This is a genomic window from Metabacillus bambusae, from assembly GCF_017497975.1.
Lineage (GTDB): Bacteria > Bacillota > Bacilli > Bacillales > Bacillaceae > Metabacillus > Metabacillus bambusae.
Window position 1 is genome coordinate 332,452 of sequence record NZ_JAGDEL010000004.1, and the last position, 17,399, is coordinate 349,850.

At 36.4% G+C, this 17,399-nt stretch carries 18 protein-coding genes; 7 read left to right on the top strand and 11 right to left on the bottom strand.

Translation table 11 applies throughout. From position 1 onward, the window contains the following. Nucleotides 1-19 precede the first annotated feature (19 nt). The 8 genes from I7822_RS08325 to I7822_RS08360 form a co-directional block, all read right to left on the bottom strand. Nucleotides 20-961 (bottom strand): ABC transporter ATP-binding protein, encoded by a 942-nt coding sequence (locus tag I7822_RS08325; RefSeq protein ID WP_207976861.1) that lies wholly within the window; start codon nucleotides 959-961, stop codon nucleotides 20-22. Beyond that, nucleotides 958-2,229, bottom strand: a complete 1,272-nt coding sequence (locus I7822_RS08330) for a phenylacetate--CoA ligase family protein (protein ID WP_207976862.1) — start codon at nucleotides 2,227-2,229, stop codon at nucleotides 958-960. Before I7822_RS08330 ends, I7822_RS08325 begins: the two co-directional genes overlap by 4 nt. Before the next feature lie 24 nt (nucleotides 2,230-2,253). Then, entirely contained in the window at nucleotides 2,254-3,369 is a 1,116-nt protein-coding gene (locus tag I7822_RS08335; RefSeq protein ID WP_207976863.1) for a 3-dehydroquinate synthase II domain-containing protein, read from the bottom strand. Between the two features lie 5 nt (nucleotides 3,370-3,374). Next, nucleotides 3,375-4,160 carry an amidohydrolase family protein gene (locus I7822_RS08340; RefSeq protein ID WP_207976865.1) on the bottom strand — a complete coding sequence of 262 codons (786 nt, stop codon included), beginning with the start codon at nucleotides 4,158-4,160 and terminating at the stop codon, nucleotides 3,375-3,377. 48 nt (nucleotides 4,161-4,208) lie between these two features. Further along, a complete protein-coding gene (locus I7822_RS08345; protein WP_243459352.1) occupies nucleotides 4,209-5,570 on the bottom strand; it encodes a phenylacetate--CoA ligase family protein in 1,362 nt (453 codons plus the stop codon). Nucleotides 5,571-5,597: 27 nt separating this feature from the next. Next, entirely contained in the window at nucleotides 5,598-6,428 is an 831-nt protein-coding gene (locus tag I7822_RS08350) for a class I fructose-bisphosphate aldolase (protein ID WP_207976867.1), read from the bottom strand. 1,088 nt (nucleotides 6,429-7,516) lie between these two features. Further along, on the bottom strand, nucleotides 7,517-8,416 hold the full coding sequence (locus tag I7822_RS08355) for a fumarylacetoacetate hydrolase family protein (protein ID WP_207976869.1): 900 nt from the start codon (nucleotides 8,414-8,416) through the stop codon (nucleotides 7,517-7,519). Beyond that, on the bottom strand, nucleotides 8,413-9,192 hold the full coding sequence (locus tag I7822_RS08360) for a TatD family hydrolase (RefSeq protein WP_207976871.1): 780 nt from the start codon (nucleotides 9,190-9,192) through the stop codon (nucleotides 8,413-8,415). The genes I7822_RS08355 and I7822_RS08360 overlap by 4 nt, the downstream gene beginning before the upstream one ends. A gap of 345 nt (nucleotides 9,193-9,537) precedes the next feature. Here I7822_RS08360 and I7822_RS08365 point away from each other — a divergent pair, with 345 nt between their 5' ends. From I7822_RS08365 to I7822_RS08395, 7 genes are all read left to right on the top strand, one after another. After that, nucleotides 9,538-9,708, top strand: a complete 171-nt coding sequence (locus tag I7822_RS08365; RefSeq protein WP_207976873.1) for an aspartyl-phosphate phosphatase Spo0E family protein — start codon at nucleotides 9,538-9,540, stop codon at nucleotides 9,706-9,708. Between the two features lie 241 nt (nucleotides 9,709-9,949). Continuing rightward, nucleotides 9,950-10,171 carry a spore germination protein gene (locus I7822_RS08370; protein WP_066336505.1) on the top strand — a complete coding sequence of 74 codons (222 nt, stop codon included), beginning with the start codon at nucleotides 9,950-9,952 and terminating at the stop codon, nucleotides 10,169-10,171. A 12-nt stretch (nucleotides 10,172-10,183) separates the two neighbouring features. Further along, nucleotides 10,184-10,417, top strand: a complete 234-nt coding sequence (locus I7822_RS08375) for a spore germination protein GerPB (RefSeq protein ID WP_207976875.1) — start codon at nucleotides 10,184-10,186, stop codon at nucleotides 10,415-10,417. 179 nt (nucleotides 10,418-10,596) lie between these two features. Beyond that, nucleotides 10,597-11,199, top strand: a complete 603-nt coding sequence (gerPC, locus tag I7822_RS08380; protein ID WP_207976877.1) for a spore germination protein GerPC — start codon at nucleotides 10,597-10,599, stop codon at nucleotides 11,197-11,199. A gap of 189 nt (nucleotides 11,200-11,388) precedes the next feature. Further along, on the top strand, nucleotides 11,389-11,565 hold the full coding sequence (locus I7822_RS08385) for a spore germination protein GerPD (protein ID WP_066336512.1): 177 nt from the start codon (nucleotides 11,389-11,391) through the stop codon (nucleotides 11,563-11,565). Beyond that, entirely contained in the window at nucleotides 11,562-11,927 is a 366-nt protein-coding gene (locus I7822_RS08390) for a spore germination protein GerPE (protein WP_207976879.1), read from the top strand. Before I7822_RS08385 ends, I7822_RS08390 begins: the two co-directional genes overlap by 4 nt. A 128-nt stretch (nucleotides 11,928-12,055) precedes the next feature. Continuing rightward, complete coding sequence (locus tag I7822_RS08395) at nucleotides 12,056-12,274, top strand: spore germination protein (RefSeq protein WP_066336516.1); 219 nt, start codon at nucleotides 12,056-12,058, stop codon at nucleotides 12,272-12,274. A 146-nt stretch (nucleotides 12,275-12,420) separates the two neighbouring features. Here the strand turns inward: I7822_RS08395 and hlpB are convergent, their stop codons facing one another. Genes hlpB through I7822_RS08410 form a run of 3 tightly spaced genes read right to left on the bottom strand, consistent with a single transcriptional unit; the run spans nucleotide 12,421 to nucleotide 17,329 of the window. Next, nucleotides 12,421-12,732, bottom strand: a complete 312-nt coding sequence (hlpB, locus tag I7822_RS08400; protein WP_207976881.1) for an HNH nuclease-like protein HlpB — start codon at nucleotides 12,730-12,732, stop codon at nucleotides 12,421-12,423. A gap of 17 nt (nucleotides 12,733-12,749) precedes the next feature. Next, nucleotides 12,750-16,151, bottom strand: coding sequence for an SbcC/MukB-like Walker B domain-containing protein (locus tag I7822_RS08405; RefSeq protein ID WP_207976883.1), 3,402 nt, complete (start codon nucleotides 16,149-16,151; stop codon nucleotides 12,750-12,752). Further along, on the bottom strand, nucleotides 16,148-17,329 hold the full coding sequence (locus I7822_RS08410) for an exonuclease SbcCD subunit D (RefSeq protein WP_207976885.1): 1,182 nt from the start codon (nucleotides 17,327-17,329) through the stop codon (nucleotides 16,148-16,150). Before I7822_RS08410 ends, I7822_RS08405 begins: the two co-directional genes overlap by 4 nt. Nucleotides 17,330-17,399 lie beyond the last annotated feature (70 nt).

Genomic DNA, 17,399 nt, shown 5'->3' on the forward strand with positions numbered 1-17,399 from the left:
TTTATTAGCTAAATGACTTCTATGAATCTCTTAATTTTTTCCCAGTCTTATATAAAAATAATGTCTCTAAAGAGGGATGCATAATATTTGTAACGCGTGCAGTACTCTCTTGACGATTCAACTTTTCAAGTAACACTGCAACGTTTTGATTAATATCTTCAACAACTAATTCAAGCTTCTTTTCCGATAGCCGAACATTTTTCACAAAAGAGATTTTACTCAAGTTTTTTGATAAACCTATAGCCTCTTCATCATTTTCACAAGAGAGCTCAATTACCCCTCCATAAACCTGAGCGACTAACTCTTCTACAGTTCCCAATGCAATGATTTGACCACCATCAACGATTGCCACTCGATCACATAACACTGTTGCTTCTTCCATATAATGAGTTGTGTAGACAACTGTAATACCTTGACTTTTTAATAACCTAATCAAATCAAATATTTGATTTCGGGACTGTGGATCAATTCCGACAGTTGGTTCATCCATGAATACGACCAAAGGATTATGAATTAATGCAGCTGCGATATTAATTCTACGTTTCATCCCACCAGAGTAATTTTTTATCGGTTCCTTCGCACGATCTGTTAGGCCAACTAACTCTAGTAATTCAGATACCTTTTCTTTTAGTGGCTTCCCTTTTATGCCATATAGCTCTCCAAAAAACTTTAAATTATCAATGGCACTTAGCATCGGATAGAGAGCAATATCTTGAGGGACGATTCCAACTATTTTTTTTACTTGTTTTTGTTCCTGTTGAGCATTTAGATCATTAACGATAATATTTCCATCACTTGGAAGAGATTGTGATGTCATCATAGAGATTGAAGTTGTTTTTCCTGCGCCATTTGGACCTAATAATCCAAATACCTCTCCTTTTTCTATGATTAAATTCAAATCCTTCACAACATGACGTTCACCATAGCGTTTATTAACTTTTTCACATGTAATCATACTCATAGTGTTAGCTCAACTTCCAAATTTTTTTCCTGCGGTTTTATGTATACAGGTTTTAGGCTAATTGTATTTTCAGTAAATAATTGTCGGTTTATTAATTCACCTGTATTAGCCATCCTTACGATTACAGGTAGATCTAATAATTCTGTTAAATGTTGCTCCATGTTACGTATCTCTGTTACTGATAAAGAGTCGTCTCCAAAATCAACGATTGCAGTTAAATATTCATTTGATTCAACGATCTGCCAAATCAATGGGACTTTTGCTAAACGATAAATAGCTTCGTGAATATCTAATGCTTCTAAAATAGTTCCTTTAGAATTTACAATTCTCTCTTTTGCACGACCGTGGACAATAATTTGCCTTCCACTATGCCCACAACGACAATTCGTTTCTTTTACTGTTATGATATCTTCATTCACATACCGGAGCAGAGGTGATCCTTGATGTGATAAAGTTGTTACAGCTAGTAGACCTTTTTCACCTGTCTTTTCTGGCTTCTTCGTTTGTTCATTAAGCACTTCGATTATGAAATCTTCTTCCGAAATGTGCATGGTTCCGTATTCGCACATTGAAGCAATGTTTGCTGTTTCGGTAGATCCATAAAATCCGTAAACAGGTACTCCTAGTTTACTTTCTAAGTATTTTTTCCTTTGATGCCCAAGTAACTCTCCCGCTACACATGCGGCTCTTAGATTCGGAAAAGCCTCCTGTATACTTAATCCCATCATTTTTGCTGTTTCAATTAAATATTCCAATTCTCTAGCCAAACCAGCAAATACGGAAACATTTAATTTTTGCATGAGCTCTAACACTTTTACATATGGTGTAATTGTATTACGGCTACTTGCTGGAACCATTCCTGCAGAGACTTGAATACATGCCTGCTGCATTAAAAATGCTGTACAGGATAAAGCAAAGGGAAATCGAATTAATACTAAGTCTTCATTAGTAAGGTTTACCCCCATTTGATTTAACTGACTTCCTGCTGTCTGTAAATCTTCAAGTGTAAACCAGGATGAACTACTTATTCCCGTTGTGCCTGATGATTCATGATAATGGGCGATTTCAGAAAACGCTACACCCACTAGATCATATGGTTCTGCTAATCTTAAATCCTCTTTTGTCGTTAATGGAAGTGAAGGTAGATCATTAAGAGATACATTGTTTAGATTGTAGGTTTCAAGTTTTTTTCTATAAAAAAGGGACTGATTCTTTGATTCAAGTAAACGTGCAAATTTTTGTTCCCTTACTTTAGAAAGTTCTGTCACGATCACAACCTCCTTGGCATATGGTTATTGTTCAGTTATTGTTTCTAAAATCTTAACTCCCATGTGTCGACCAGGCTCACACATATAAGCCATAATTTTATCTCCCGGTTTAAAGGTTGTAGCACTTTTTGGATTTCCATCACCATCAAATATCCTAATATGCCAATCATCCTGAACAATTGCGTTTATTTTCATGCCTTCGTATTCACATTCGATTAGTAACAGTGGTCTAACCTCTATTTTCATACGTCCCACATTAACCGAACGGCAATTACCATTTAGGTCAACGACTGTGACTTGGTTTCCTACTCTTAAATCGGTTATATATTCCGTTGTATCATTCGGGCACCACACATAGGAGTGGACAGCACCAGCATTGACACGGAATGGACGAGTATTCATATAAGGAAGGTAATGTGTTTCACTACATACCATTAAGCCGCCTGATGAGGTCGACCCAATAATCATTGCCTCTTCCTTCGTTAATAAACTTGTCGTATCAATACATGCTCGTTCACCAGCATCCAAATGCTCTACTTTCGTTACTGTTGCGCTCACAACATCTAATTGAGTATTACGGGATTGCTGCATGAATTTATTCATATCCAAAATTTCCTCCATGTTTGTTGTGGTAAGCAGGATTCCATCTGCACCCACTTCCATTACATCTGAAGATACCCTTCCATCCTCCGTACTCACAACGCGCTTAATAATCTCAATTTCATAGTTTTGCAGTTTCGCGATGACTAATTCTAACGGAATATTTGTTTCATCTTTAAAATCTACAATCAAAATTGGGTTTTCCATTCCATACTCAACAGCTTCCAGCATTGTTTCTTGGTCGACTACTCGAATATACCAACACGTTTTGTACCCCTCTTCTCTTGCAAGCTGGAGCACCCTTAAGTTGGTTGATACAATTGTCGTTAATGCTTCCTCAGACCCAAACATTCTACATTGGTCCATATTGTCAACAACGATATGTTTTTCCAAACGAGGTGAAATAGGTAGATGTTCAACCTGGTCATATGTTAATAGGATTCCACGGAAAGAAATACTTTGGTTTACAGTCAATAGAGTCGATTCTATTTGTTCTTCAGTTATATTTCTTGCATCAAATAAGGCCTTCTTAATATTCATATCCGTCACGTCCTTTGTTCAATTGGTATAGTTAATGTTAAAAGTCTTGCGAAGTTACCACCTAAAATCAATTGTTTCTCTTCGTCAGAAAGCGAAAGGCGATTAATCTTTTCACGTTCAACAAGTGCATCTGAAAGTGGAAACTCAGTCCCAAACAATAGCTTTTTTACTCCTGCCTGTTTGATCGCCAATTTAAGCGCAAGGATTGGTGCTAAAGATGTTTCTAAGTAAACATTCGGAAACTCACTTGCCAAATTAATTGCATGTTGATCAACATCCCCTATCCCCATATGACCGATTATGATCGTCGTGTTAGGATGTTTTGCAACTAATGATTCTAGTGCAAATGTGTTCGTCTCTTCATTGACAGTGACATGCGTGTATAAAGGAATATCATAAGTGCTACATAATTCAGCGATCCAATTGATATTGCCCTCTAGGAACGACATTGGATGGACAAGAGGTGCAAGTTTTATTCCTTTAAACCCCTTTTGAATAGCTAGTTTTACTTCGCTTTCGATATCACGAGCATCTGTCAATGGATTTATACAATAAAACCCAATAAATCTTTCTGGGTATAAGGCAACACAGTGCTCTACATATTCGTTATCTGGTTGAACTGGCTCAGGTTTCTCTCTCAAGGTTGTATATTCTGACATTTTCCGAATATCGAGCATACCACCTGGTACTAGGACAGCTTTGTCTATACCGGCAAGATCCATGTCTTGGATTAATATTTCTGGCTTTGCAGCTGTTCGTTTTGAAATATGTGCATGTGAATCAATGATCATACGATATCACCTGTTTCTATAAAATGGTCATTAAAATATGATTTCTATTTATTCAAAAAAGACTCTTTTTGCTTTTTCAAACGTACGCTCGATATGATGATTGATGATAACCTTGCAATTAAATTCAAGAGTGTTATAAAGATGTGAAGTCACTTTATCTATTAATTGTTCATCTGTAAGATCTGATTGGAACGGTTCAACTTCAACTGTTAACTCTTCATTGGATACGATGAACTTGAACCACATGCCTACTTCAGGTATTTCTAACAGAATATTTTCTAATAAAAATGGTGAATAGTCCTCACCATAAAGGCGAATTTGATTTTCTTTTCTACCGCGTAAATGGAGAATATCTGAAGTAATCTCATTTCCACACGAGGATTTCATTAGGTAACCCATATCGCCTGTTCTGTAACGAATGATCGGCATTCCTTCTCTCATCAGTGTGGTAACAACAATCTCGCCAATTTCACCATATTCTAAAACGTCTTCTGTTAGTGGATTAATGATTTCTACTTTCACATGACCAGGCACTACATGGTAGCCATGTTGTTCTGAGCACTCGACACCAATCATCCCGCATTCAGTAGAACCATAGAAGAAGGTGGCTTGGCAACCATAAAGCTCTTCAAGACGAGTTCGAAATTGTGGAGAACACCCTTCTCCTGTTAAAATCAAACGACGCAATTTTATATCCTGCCCCAATTTATAACCTAATTTTTCACTCTCTTCGGCAAGTAAGGCCGCATATGATGGTGTTGTTGCTAAAATCGTTGTTTGATATTCTTTCATTAGTTCTAAAGATTTTTCTACTGGGGCCATGTAGCCACCTTTTCCAATCGATATAACCGTCGCTCCAAACACAAATTGATAGACCCGCTGAAACCCTAATCCTGGCTGGGCCACCTCATATGGCAAAGCAACTGCAACAACATCTTCATCACTATCCGGAAACAAGACAGGATACTTCGGTATCACATCATATTTAAATTGATCTGCTAAAGTATAGGATAGGTACATCGGTTTCCCTGTCGTCCCTGAAGTGGAGTGTACTTGTCCAATCTCACTAGTTGGACAGCACAGTAGCTTCGTCCGGTCACCTGCAATTTCTGGCTTCCTTAAAAATGGTACATTTGCTAATTCTGATAAATCATTTATATGAGGAGTCACCATCCCAGCTTGTTGCATTTTTTCTCTATAAAAATCATTCTTGTTCCATGCATGGGTGAGCGTTAAATTAATTGCCTTTACATGAAATGAATCAATTACCTCACGCGGCAAAGTCTCGATTGTTTGCTGTTGATTATCCAATTGTTCGAAAAAAGGAATAAGTTCCTCTAAATGTGATTGATGTCCCTCAACAAGAGTCGTCATTTTTCTAGGTCTTATCTTGAATTTCGTCATTTCCATATTACTATTCACCCCTGTTTATTAATTTTAATTAAAAAGCGGTAATACTTGATGTCCCCTGTATATTTCATATGCTTTACTACCTGATTGACGCTCATGAACTAATGCATTTAGTGCTAGTCCCATTGCAAGTGGATTTTCATCTTCAAATACATTTCTACCAATACACAAGCCTTTTGCACCAGCTTCTAAACAATCATCAAGAGATTGAAGCCAATCTAATTTTGAACTTGATTTAATTCCTCCTGCAATTAACACAGGAATCTTGAAGGCAGACATTATTTCAGGTAGGACTTCTAGATGGTCTGGGCACTCTACTTTAACCATGTCAGCACCTAACTCCCCTGCCACTCTAACTGCATGGGCAATTCGTTTCCCATGGTCTAATAAATTGGTTGTGCGCTCAGCTTTTGTTACATTCATCATGACTAATAATGGCAGCCCCCAATGATAAGCTTGATCACATAATTCGCCTAATTCTTTTAACATTTCAGGCTCATGTAAAACACCAAGATTAGTATGAACAGAAATTCCTGTTACTCCTAATCTCAAAGCGTGCTCAATACTAGTAACCTGTTGCTTAAAAGCAGTGTCAGGCCCCATTGATGTTGATGCACTCAAATGTAAAATATAGTCCATACCTGCTAAATCTTGATTTTCGGACATTGCCCAATGAATAATGCCTTTATGGGCAATGACTGCTTGATACCCACTATCCTTAGCTTGTCTAATCAAATCAGGAATGTTGAGTAGACCAGTTAACGGTCCCATCGTTGTCCCATGATCTATTGGAAGTAATAGTGATCGCTTTGAACTAGGATGGAAAAGTCGGTGAATACGTAATGTTTTACAATTCATTGAATTACCTCCGATTTTATTAGATTTGTTTTGTCCGTTAACGAACTAAGTAATCGAATAATGGCAAGCAACACCTCCTTAAGTTGTTTATTTATATGGTTTATTAAACACAATTAAATAAACTATTCATATATGTATACTTGGTTATAAAACCTTAATGTATTAAAGTTTTATAAACGTATTTTTATAATAGTTGGGGTCCTTTTCTTGCCAAATTAAACTGGATATGTATGATAAAGAAAAATGTATGTGCTCTTGATGATGGTTTTTCTGATGCTGTAATAAACGATTAAACTAAGTTAACAATGGTAGCGACCTATATTAATCATTCAAGGAGGAATATCTTAAGTGTGACACAATGATTGATGACAAACTTCATGAGGTAATTTTCCTACATAATTGTGTTGGAAATGAAATTATTGGTTAATTTTCTATTTTTTTTCTCTTTGTCACTTACAAAACTAACATAAATGAGTAATATTTTGTAAAAACTTTTGATAAAATTTTAAAAACAAGCAATTTTTCCTATTTTTCAAGAATACTAAATCATATTGTTTTTTATGTGGATTTTTCTATTTTAATATATCTCTTAACCAGCGAGTTAAAGATCCTAATTTTTTGCTTAGTTTTGATATAGGGCTTACGACTTTCCGTTCCATGATAGTCTCTGAAAGTTCTTCTTCATTTTATATGCCTCATACAAAATTTCACCATTTCATCCACTTGATCATGTAAAGAGCTTTAAAATCAGTATTTTCAAAAAGTTAATTCCCCTTACCCATTTTCTTTACAAATAGACCAAAAGACACACTAGTAATTTATCTCACCTGATCGAGTTTATAATTCATTAGGCAATTATTCTTGGGATTTTTTCTTCCAGGAATGACATACGTATAACTAGTAATATATAAGCTTGAAAAAAACCATAAATTGTGGAAAACACTTTAACCCAAAGCAGCAGCGGAAATCAACAACCAAGTTTAACAGCTTTCTGCGGGCATTTTGGAAGCCTCACGAATCAGTCCCGATCAACAAAGAATTAAAATAAAAAAAGAAGCCATCAATATAGCTTCTTCCAATAATGACTTCTACATTATTCGATTCCTTAACTTCCCAATCCCCTCAATCTCAACCTCAACTGTATCACCTGGTTGCAAAAATTTAGGCGGATTAAATCCTTTCCCAACCCCTGCAGGAGTACCAGTTGCAATAATATCGCCAGGTTCTAGAGTTGTTCCTTGGGAGAGTGTTGAAATAATATGTTCGATTGAGAAGATCATATCCTTTGTATGTCCATTTTGTCTTACTTCATCATTTACTCTAGTTGTCACCGTTAAATCATAGGGATTTTCGATTGCAGATTTATGAACGATATAAGGACCGATTGGACATGAAGTATCTAAGCTTTTCCCTAGTAAAAATTGCTTGTGCTGTTTTTGAAGATTTCTTGCTGTAATATCATTAACAATTGTGTAGCCAAACACATAATCCATTGCAGATTCTTCTGTTATTTGTTTACCCTTTTTTCCAATCACTACTGCAAGCTCACCTTCATAATCAAGCTCTTTTGTAAGATGTAAATGTGGGTCAACTTCATCCTCATGTCCTATAACCGAGGTCGGAGCTTTAGAGAATAGCATGACGTGTTCTGGTACATCTGACTCGCTTCCCATTTCAATTGCATGGTCACGATAGTTTTTTCCGACACAAAAGATATTTTTAGTTGGTCTCGGAAAGGGTGAATGTAGTTTCACATCTGCTATTTGGTATAGGTAGCTTTCTGCTCCCTCTTCAACATTTATTTTATCAACAATCTGCTTAACATCCTGGACAAACTTATCACCTAAGGGGATACAATCAAAAAGGGATTTTGGAAAAGATGTTAACTCAAAAATGTCTTTCTCTGCTTTTTTCAAATCAATGATTTTATCACCGTGTACAAGGCCAATAAACTGGTCATTATGTATTGTAGCTGTTACAAATTTCATAAATAGCCTCCATTATAAAGATGATTTGTATTACTGGTTATTTTTGCATTTAGTTGATCAATTGGGATAGTAAGAATATTCGATAAGCACTCGCTCATTTCCTTTAATAATAAAGGGGATGTTTCTCGCGCTGCAAAAGGACCATTATGCTTCCACGGCCCATCAGTTTCAATTAAAAGCTGATCAACTGGTATAAGTCCTACTAATTTCTGATCTCTTTCTCTGTAACAAACTTCTGGTGTAACCGAAACATAAAACCCATGTGCAACAATTTCGCTTACAACCTCATGCGAGGCCTTTAGCCAGTGAAAATGAGCTTTTTTAATGTGCCACTTCTTTAATAAAGATAATACCTTTTCTGCTTCTTCATGCACAGCATGTAGAGCAACAGGTAAACTTTCATGTTTTGCCAAACTTAGCAATTGTTCTAAAACAGTAACGAAATCTTCTTCTTTATAACACTCTAGAAGCTCCTTTTTCCGATATGTCGGCAAACCAATTTCACCAATACCTGAAAGCATGCGCCTTTCCTTCTTGACTAAATCAATTAATTCAGCTAAATCCTTTTCGCTTGGTGGAGGACCTTCTGGATGGTGCCCAATTGCAGCACGAACAAAATTCGGAAAGATTTGCTTAAGCTTCAATATCTCATAGCTTGATTGTAAATTTGAAGCTACTGCTACAACACCTTCGATCCCATTGTTCTGCCAACTATCAATCATATCCTTTAATAAAACATGATTATATTGGTCAAGGTGGATATGGGCATCAATCATCTGCGTACCTCCTTATTTACACGCTAAGAATATTATATAGTAAATCAAAAGCTTCATATGATGTGTTAACTTCTAAAATTGCTATTATGCTTCAATCATTAATTAATTAAGTTACAAATAACTAAATTTACCTAATTTAAATATTTAAAAAGTTATTTATTACCTTTTAATAAAATGTTTTTGTGTAATTTCTGTAGAATTTTGTATCTTTTTTTGTTATTTTAGCGAATATGATATTTTCTAAAAAATCCATTGTATAATAAGCTTGTCCCTATAAAGGAAGGTTTTCCCTTACTTCGAGGACGTTAAAAAAATTTAAATATTGATTAGAGATGGAGAAAGTAAATGGTTATTAATGAAATTGAATTAAAAAGAAAAGCATTAATTAAAACAGCATTGCAGTATGGCTTGAACTCTAATAAAACAATTGAATGCAGTCAAGAACTTGATATCTTACTGCTACAGGAAATTAAATGGTGCAAAGATATAACAAAAGAAAAACAAGTAACTAACTAGAATTTCTTACAATTTTAGAAGTTAACCGTAAAGTAAAATAAAGTTAATACAACTTGATGATTCACATTTTTTTACTTAACATTTATGAATGCTCTTCTACACATTTGAATCTTTTTACCATGATCTGATTATTCCGCATTTATCACACATTTTTCTACTTTTATTCATAAAGTATATAGCATTAGTTTAAATACATGAAGGTTTTCCGTATTTTGCAAAACTAGATAAAGGGATGTTCAAAATGCCAGCAATTGTAGGTGCCATTAAAGTAAATAGTGTAGGAACAAGTAGTATTGTTCATATTGGAGATGTGATTACAATTTCTCCATATAGTGAAGTTAAAACCTTTGCTGGTGCTGGCTCCTTTAACACCGGTGATGGACTTAACATTTACAATCAAAACTCTGTTACAAATACGTATGACAATGATGTAATCGATCAACCTATTGCAGGAAATCTATAAGGAGTGTTGACGATGAATTTCTATATAAATCAAACAATTTGTATTAATTATTTGCGGGTCGATGCTGTAAACAATTCTTCTGTCCTACAAATAGGGAGTGCTGGTATCATTAAACCCCTTTCAAACCTCTATAATACAGGTAGCTTTACAGAAGCAGCTCCACAAATTGAGACAGAAGCTCCTACAGGAGTAGTATCGGAAGATGAAGTACCATTCGTTGTTCCTCTGACGTCACCGACAGCTTAATAAATCGAGACAAATTGAATATTTACAGCAGTTGCCTCCCACAGCTTCTTTGATCCACTTATGCTAAAGGCAGGGGTCTGACTTCTTAGTTAATATGGCATAAATAGGCATTCACCTATTTCTTGTACCTTGCATATACATTAATTATCAACTTTTGTGCGAAGAACTAGGGGTGGGTGATGAGTTTGTATTATGACACTATGAAATACTTACAGCAACTTCATCAATATATCCAACATCAGGATCAAAGGATTCAGCAATTAAATGAATTGCTAGAAAATATCAGGTCAGAGATTGACCAAATTAAGAATCAACCATATACAAATATTGAAAAAATAGAATATAAGTTTGACCAACTAAAGGTGGAACATCTTGATGGAACGTTGAATATCGGTTTAAATCCAACGAACCCTGAGCAAATTGATAACTTTGACGTTCAACAAAAAGGGATGAATGTAAACGGAGTTCTACAACAATTACGAGAACAACTTCTTCAGCAATGTAGTGAAGATATAAATCAGTTTTTAAATACGGAGTGTGTCAGCTTTATCGAGCAAGCTGAGAAACAATATGATCTACGCTTAGATGATCCCCACCGTAGACATATCATTGAGGATATACGAAAACAAATCAATAGCCGAATTCAATATTATATTAATGGTCAACCATTAACAGAACATGATTCCCTCTTAGATAAAAAACAGGAAATTCTAATACAAGTTAAAAAAGATGTAGAAAACTCGATTAATCACTTTTTAAATCATTTACCAAAAGATTCATAGCAACAAAAGCGCAAGCGCCTTTATCAGCGCCGTAGAAAAAAGAGCACTCCGTATGAGATAAAGCGAGACTTCCATCAGTGGGTTATCTGATGGATAGCTAGAATTATCATACCTTTACACGCAGTTATTATTTACTGACCGTTAAGAATGGGATTAATTTGTTATAAAAATTAAGGATGTGAAACACATATGAATTTCACAGTTGTTAATCACAATTTGCAGGTTGGTGCGGTTAAAATTGTCGGAGTATCAAGTTCTTCAGTTTTTTTGATAGGTGATACAAACACAATTTCACTTTCATCAGTATTTGACACACCACCTGAATCAATGATAATTGGTGCTTATGTGCCATTGGCTCCACAATGATTAGTCGGTACTCTAACGTAAATACAGCGTATGTTAATTCAGTTGGAATTAGCTCTGTTTTTAATATAGGAGATTCGATGGAGATAACACCTTCTGTTAAAGTATTGGCTGTTCAACGGGAAGAAGAACGGTATTACGGGACAGAAGGTGATCTTTCTCAATATGAAATTTTTGAAGAAGAAATCCCTCAGCCTATCTTCTATGAGCAGATTACAACGAATTTTTTTCATGAAAATCCTAAGATTACCGTACACACAATAAATATTACCGCCATCTCAAGCTCAGCTGTTTTTCAGATCGGCTCAACAAAAGATATAGTATGTGAAACTCGTACGAAGCATATTCGTCATTTTAAAGATTGATGAGAGTATGCTATAGACAAGGAACCTGCTTTTCCAAGTTAACATCTCCTTTTCAATTAGATCACGAACAATCATGAAAATAAATGCATAAAGTAAAGTACCATCGAAAACGAAAAGGATGTTTTTATATGCCCGCAATCGTAGGACCAATAAAGATTAATAGTGTAGGTGGCGGAGTTGTCAACTTCGGAGATTCCTTTTATCTTTCTCCAAAAAGTCAGTCAAAAAGTGCCTCTGGCTCTGGAGGAGGAAGCACAGGAGATTTTCATATTATTAACAACGGTATTAGTGCAACAAATATGATTGATCCTGATGTTACAGATCAAAATATGGTAGCGAATAATTAAGTGAATGACGTAGAAAGCAGGAGTGTAATTCTCCTGCTTTTTGTATTGGTTTCCTCCTTTTATATTTGTATTAAAAATTCCTAATTAACTCATTATCTTTTTCTTCAGAATGTGAATAGGTCTAGCATTCATATGCTAGACCTCCCTTACAAGTAACGACCTTTTCGCTTTCGTTCATTTGATTTTCTCGTCTTAACTAATTTGCTTGCTGGTTGTTTTCTAATCCATTTTACATAGCTTTTTAGTTTTTTATCCTGCTTTAACCCTTCTATCGTGGATAACCTTGCTGCTAGTTCTTCATTTGTGTACACTGCATGTACCTGCTTATGACATGCAATGCACAACTTTGCTTTTAGGAGGAACGTGCCACCCATTTCTTTTGGAGTTAAATGATGGATCGTTGTTTCAACTTCTTCTCTTCCACATAATTCACATGTTCCAATTTCCCTTTTCGCCACGTTCTAAGGCCCTTTACTTATAAAGATTCTAAATAGACAGTTGATCCTTTTCCTGATGGTTCAGCAGGTTCTACAATGAGCTTTCTTGGTAATCTTGCACGAAGTTCCCCGACATGGCTAATGACTCCAACGGATAGGTTTTGAGCCTGGAGTTTTTCAAGCGCAGTCACAACCGTATCGAGAAGATCTACATCCAAAGTACCGAAACCTTCGTCAAGGAAGAAGAATTGCAGCGGATATTCACCACGTAGTTGAATTTGCGTCGATAATGATAGAGCTAATGCAAGTGATGTTAAGAAGGTTTCCCCACCAGAAAGTGTTGATACAGGCCTTCTAACGCCGCCGTTTGCATCATCTCTCATGATAAATCCACCTTGAGAGTCTACTTCAATTGCATATCTGCCACGTGTTAGCTGCCTGAGTCGTTCAGAGGCATCACGGCTTACTTGCTCTAGCTGTTCTTCGGCTACATATTCAACAAAGGTATTTCCTTTAAATACAGATTGGAGCTTTTCAAGTTTTTGTAGCATGGCATCAAGCTCTTTTTGCTCGTTTTCAATTACCATGAAACGCTCATGTTTCTCTATTAGCATTTGTAGTGTATTGTTAGCAGCCCCCTTGCTGGCAACTGCTTCGTCAACCTGGTCTTTCACTTCAACCTTTATTTGTTGAATTTGCTCCCATTCAGCTAATGTTAACTGTTTACCCGAAAGCTTTTCTTCAATACGATGTAAGTCTGTGTAAAGCTGCTTAATTTTATCCATATAGAACTCTATTTTCGCCTTCATTTGCTGTTTTCTATCAGCTGGTAAAACGGCAGCGAGCGTTTCTTCAATTGTCTTAAAGGAGGTTTCTTCACTGGCTGTAATCCATTTTTGCTCTGCTTCTGCAAGCTTAAGGTTTGTTTGATCATATGACTTTTCAATAGCTACGAGCTGACTTTGAAGCTGGTGAAGTTGATTAGACTTCTGCTGCCATGATTGATACAACTCGTTTTCTCTTTCAATTAACTGCTTTAATTGTGTTTCTGTTTCTTCAATTTGCTGACTAATTTGTTGATTTTGATCAACTTCTTTTAGTTTTTCTTGTTTTTCAGCAATTAGCTGCCCACGATTTTTTATCTCAGCAAGTAATTCTATTTCTTGCTCTGTTAGTTGTTGATTTTTTCTCTCCTGCTCTTTTACCATTTCTTCTTGCTCTTCAATAAATGAAATGCTTTTTTGGATACGTTCGTTTAATTGCTCAAAAGCTTCGTCTTTTTCTACAATTTCCTTTTGAAGCTGTTCAATCTTATCTAAAGGCATTGAGGAGAATCGTTCAGAATAGGATGATAACTCCTGATCATACTTTTGTTGATACTCTTGTTGTTTGCGGGACCATTCATTTGCATCCTGTGTTGCTGATGAAATAAAATCAGTCCGTCTGATCTCTTCCTGCTGTTGCTCTCGAACCTGTTTCATTAGCTTATCTAGAGTATTTTTTATTTGTAAATAATCCTGGGTGATCTCTTTAAATTCAGCATGGAATCTACTGTATCCTTGTTCATAAGTTAGCTCTTGATCGATTGTTATGACTCTATCTATTTTCGTTTCGTCTATTTGCTTGAGCTCAAGAAGAAACGGAAAATCTGAGACTACTTGTTGTGATAAACTTTCGAGCTTGATCTTTATTGAATGGCTCTCCTGACTTAGGCTTTGTAAACGATCAAGATGTTCCCTTATCAAATCTGATTGTTTTTCAACCTCAGCAGGATTCACTTCATCAAGATGAACAGGACTTGGGTGGCTAATTGATCCACATACTGGACATGGCTTCCCATCATTCAGCTGCTTAACAAGCTCTTGGGCCAGCTTTTGACTCTTCGCTTTTTCTTCCTTAGCTAACAAAACATCAAATTGCTCTTTTACAGAATGAACATATGTCGCATGCTCTCTTTCTCTCTCAGAAACGAGAAAATATAGCTGATTCAAGCTGACAAATTGCTCTTGAAGCTTTGTTTTGCTATTGGTTACCTTTTCGGTAATAAGGTTGAGCTTTTGTTTTTCCTGATCGATAGCTGTTAATTTGTTGTTAACTAGTTCCTTCGTTTCCAATAAGATCTGCTGGGATTGCTTGACTTTATGCTTTGCTTCTAGGGCTTCACGAACATGTTCTCGCTCTTTCGCTGTAATTGTTTTAGTTTTTTGTTCTTCTTTTAATACCTGCTGCTTAGCCATAGCCTTTTCAACAAACTGCTGTGCTTTCGTTAATAGAGCATTGCTTTTTGCACGTTGTTCCTGAAGTTCAAGCTTTTTATGTTGAAACTCACTTAATAGCTTTTGATCACGCTTCACATCTTCTTCTACTTTTTGCAATTGAAGAAGCTTTTCACGTTTAGCAACTAAACGTGGCTCATGATCTGCTTTGTTCTTACGAATTTCTTCATAGGAAAGGCTAATGGTTTCATACTGTTCCTTTATTTCAACAAACTGTTTTTTTACTGTAGCAAGATTGATTTCCGCCTCTTGCTTCTCTTGCTTAAGTGCTTGTAAAGACTCTGCATAAGGTTGTAATTCTTTAGCCTCTTCGGCCTCTTTCAACTGGTTTTGCAAGTTCTTAATAGAATCTTCTTCTACTTCTATTCTTATTTTTTCTTTTTCAATATCAGACCTTTGTTGTTGAAGCTGCCAAATACCTTGCTTTTCCTCAAAGTCTTTCGTGACACTCTCTAATTCTGTACTTCGCTTTTGCAATAACAATTCGGCTTCTTTAAGTCGTTCTTCAGCATCTTTCACTGCTTCAGATGAGGCATCACCTAAGCCTGTCTTCTCAGCTTCTAGCTCATTATGTTTTATTTTCGTTGATGTTAATCTTTTTTTCAATTTTTTCATTAACTGATCGCCATATTGCTCTAGATGAAATAAGCGTTGAAGCATTTGTCTTCTTTCTGCACCCTTTAATGACAGGAACTCAGCAAATTTACCTTGCGGAAGAACAACTGCACGAGTAAAATCATCAATTGTTAGGCCAAGTAATCCATATACTTGTTCATTCACATCAACCGCCTTATCGGCAAGGACAATTTTCTCTTCACCAGCTTCAATTAAACGGCAAATGGCTGTTTTCACCCTTATTTCATCTGTTCGTTTAAATACACGTTCCACTGTATATTGTTTCTTAGCAGAGGCGTTCTCAAGTTCGAAGGTGAAGGATACAGTAAGCTGATCTTCTGCATGGTTTAATATCCCATGCGTATTATTCATAGCTCGTTCCACTTTTCCATATAATGCTAATGTCATCGCATCTAAAATAGAAGATTTTCCACTTCCTGTCGGACCAAAAATCCCGAAGATTCCTCCATCACATAACGAATCAAAGTTAATAATCTGTTTTTCTCTGAAACTATGCAACCCAGAAACAGTTAGCTGTATCGGTCTCATTCTTCATCACCTTCCTCAAGATCGTCATCCTGTTGGACTAACTCTAAGAATAGCTTGACTAACTCCTGCTCTGGCTTTGCTCCACCTGTTTGCTTTTCATAAAACTGTGAAAATAATCGATCAATTGGCAAATTAGCTTGTCTTGTCGTAGCAACCTCTAACTCTTGCTGAAAAACAGGGCGAATATGAATAAAGCCTGGATGCCATTTTCTCAAACGATGAATCTCTTCGATCGATAGAGTTGTAGTTAGATGGATTTCTAAATCAATCCATGCCGAAGAATCACGACCTTCCTCTAACCAGCTATGAACCTGACTTATACCTTCAGTCGCTTTCCATTTCACAAGCGATTTTCCAGAGGATAGAGGTATTTCCTTCATGACAACAGGCTGATTTGGTTCAGCATCTAAAATTGTTACTGACTTCGCATAGCCAATTTCTGAAAAGCTATAGGCAAGCGGTGAACCTGAATATCTCGTTAATGTACTTGCACGTTTTATGTTTTGAGGACGATGCAAATGTCCTAACGCAACATATTGTGCGGCTTCAGGCATACTTGTCGCTGCAACTGTATACGCTCCACCAACCTCGATCGGACGTTCAGAATCAGATGAGCTCCCTCCTGCAACATGAATGTGACTCATTGCCATATTTACCGTATCTGGTTGGAATTGCTTGCTCATAATCGAAAAAAGCTCTCTAATTCTTTCATCATATTTATTTCTTAACAGCACCTCATCATGTGCTTCTGAAAGCACTTGCTCAAGTCTCGCTTCAGATGGATACGCTAATGCAGCAACCATCATTTGTTGCTGCACAAGTGGCACATCAATTTTTAAAACCTCGTGACTAGGATAACCGATTAAATGGATTGAATGATTACCTGCTAAAGGAGATGCAGCTGATAGGCGATCAGGATTATCGTGATTTCCAGCAATTACAATGATCGGGCGTTTTCCGTAATCAGATAATCGTGATAGTCCATCGTAAAACAACTGCTCCGCTGCGGCTGGTGGATTAACTGTATCGAACGCATCACCAGCCATTAAAATCGCATCCACTTTTTCCTCTTCGACAATCTTAACAAGCTCATCGATAAATTGTGCTTGCTCTGCTAAGCGACTGCGACCTTCTAATGACCGACCTAGGTGCCAATCTGCTGTGTGCAATATTCGCATTCGTTCTACATCCTTTCAAATTGAAATGTGCAAGCGACTTGATCAACCTCAAGAAAAGCGCAAGCGCCTT

Excerpts from the sequence above, each read along its gene's own strand:
- I7822_RS08385 (WP_066336512.1), top strand. The coding sequence starts at position 11,389 with ATGAATTTCACAGTTGTTAATCACAATTTGCAGGTTGGTGCGGTTAAA.
- I7822_RS08360 (WP_207976871.1), bottom strand. The coding sequence starts at position 9,192 with ATGATTGATGCCCATATCCACCTTGACCAATATAATCATGTTTTATTA.
- I7822_RS08325 (WP_207976861.1), bottom strand. The coding sequence starts at position 961 with ATGAGTATGATTACATGTGAAAAAGTTAATAAACGCTATGGTGAACGT.
- I7822_RS08335 (WP_207976863.1), bottom strand. The coding sequence starts at position 3,369 with ATGAATATTAAGAAGGCCTTATTTGATGCAAGAAATATAACTGAAGAA.
- I7822_RS08410 (WP_207976885.1), bottom strand. The coding sequence starts at position 17,329 with ATGCGAATATTGCACACAGCAGATTGGCACCTAGGTCGGTCATTAGAA.
- I7822_RS08370 (WP_066336505.1), top strand. The coding sequence starts at position 9,950 with ATGCCAGCAATTGTAGGTGCCATTAAAGTAAATAGTGTAGGAACAAGT.
- gerPC (WP_207976877.1), top strand. The coding sequence starts at position 10,597 with ATGAGTTTGTATTATGACACTATGAAATACTTACAGCAACTTCATCAA.
- I7822_RS08355 (WP_207976869.1), bottom strand. The coding sequence starts at position 8,416 with ATGAAATTTGTAACAGCTACAATACATAATGACCAGTTTATTGGCCTT.
- I7822_RS08395 (WP_066336516.1), top strand. The coding sequence starts at position 12,056 with ATGCCCGCAATCGTAGGACCAATAAAGATTAATAGTGTAGGTGGCGGA.
- I7822_RS08405 (WP_207976883.1), bottom strand. The coding sequence starts at position 16,151 with ATGAGACCGATACAGCTAACTGTTTCTGGGTTGCATAGTTTCAGAGAA.
- I7822_RS08375 (WP_207976875.1), top strand. The coding sequence starts at position 10,184 with ATGAATTTCTATATAAATCAAACAATTTGTATTAATTATTTGCGGGTC.
- I7822_RS08345 (WP_243459352.1), bottom strand. The coding sequence starts at position 5,570 with ATGGAAATGACGAAATTCAAGATAAGACCTAGAAAAATGACGACTCTT.
- I7822_RS08390 (WP_207976879.1), top strand. The coding sequence starts at position 11,562 with ATGATTAGTCGGTACTCTAACGTAAATACAGCGTATGTTAATTCAGTT.
- I7822_RS08350 (WP_207976867.1), bottom strand. The coding sequence starts at position 6,428 with ATGAATTGTAAAACATTACGTATTCACCGACTTTTCCATCCTAGTTCA.
- I7822_RS08365 (WP_207976873.1), top strand. The coding sequence starts at position 9,538 with ATGGTTATTAATGAAATTGAATTAAAAAGAAAAGCATTAATTAAAACA.
- I7822_RS08340 (WP_207976865.1), bottom strand. The coding sequence starts at position 4,160 with ATGATCATTGATTCACATGCACATATTTCAAAACGAACAGCTGCAAAG.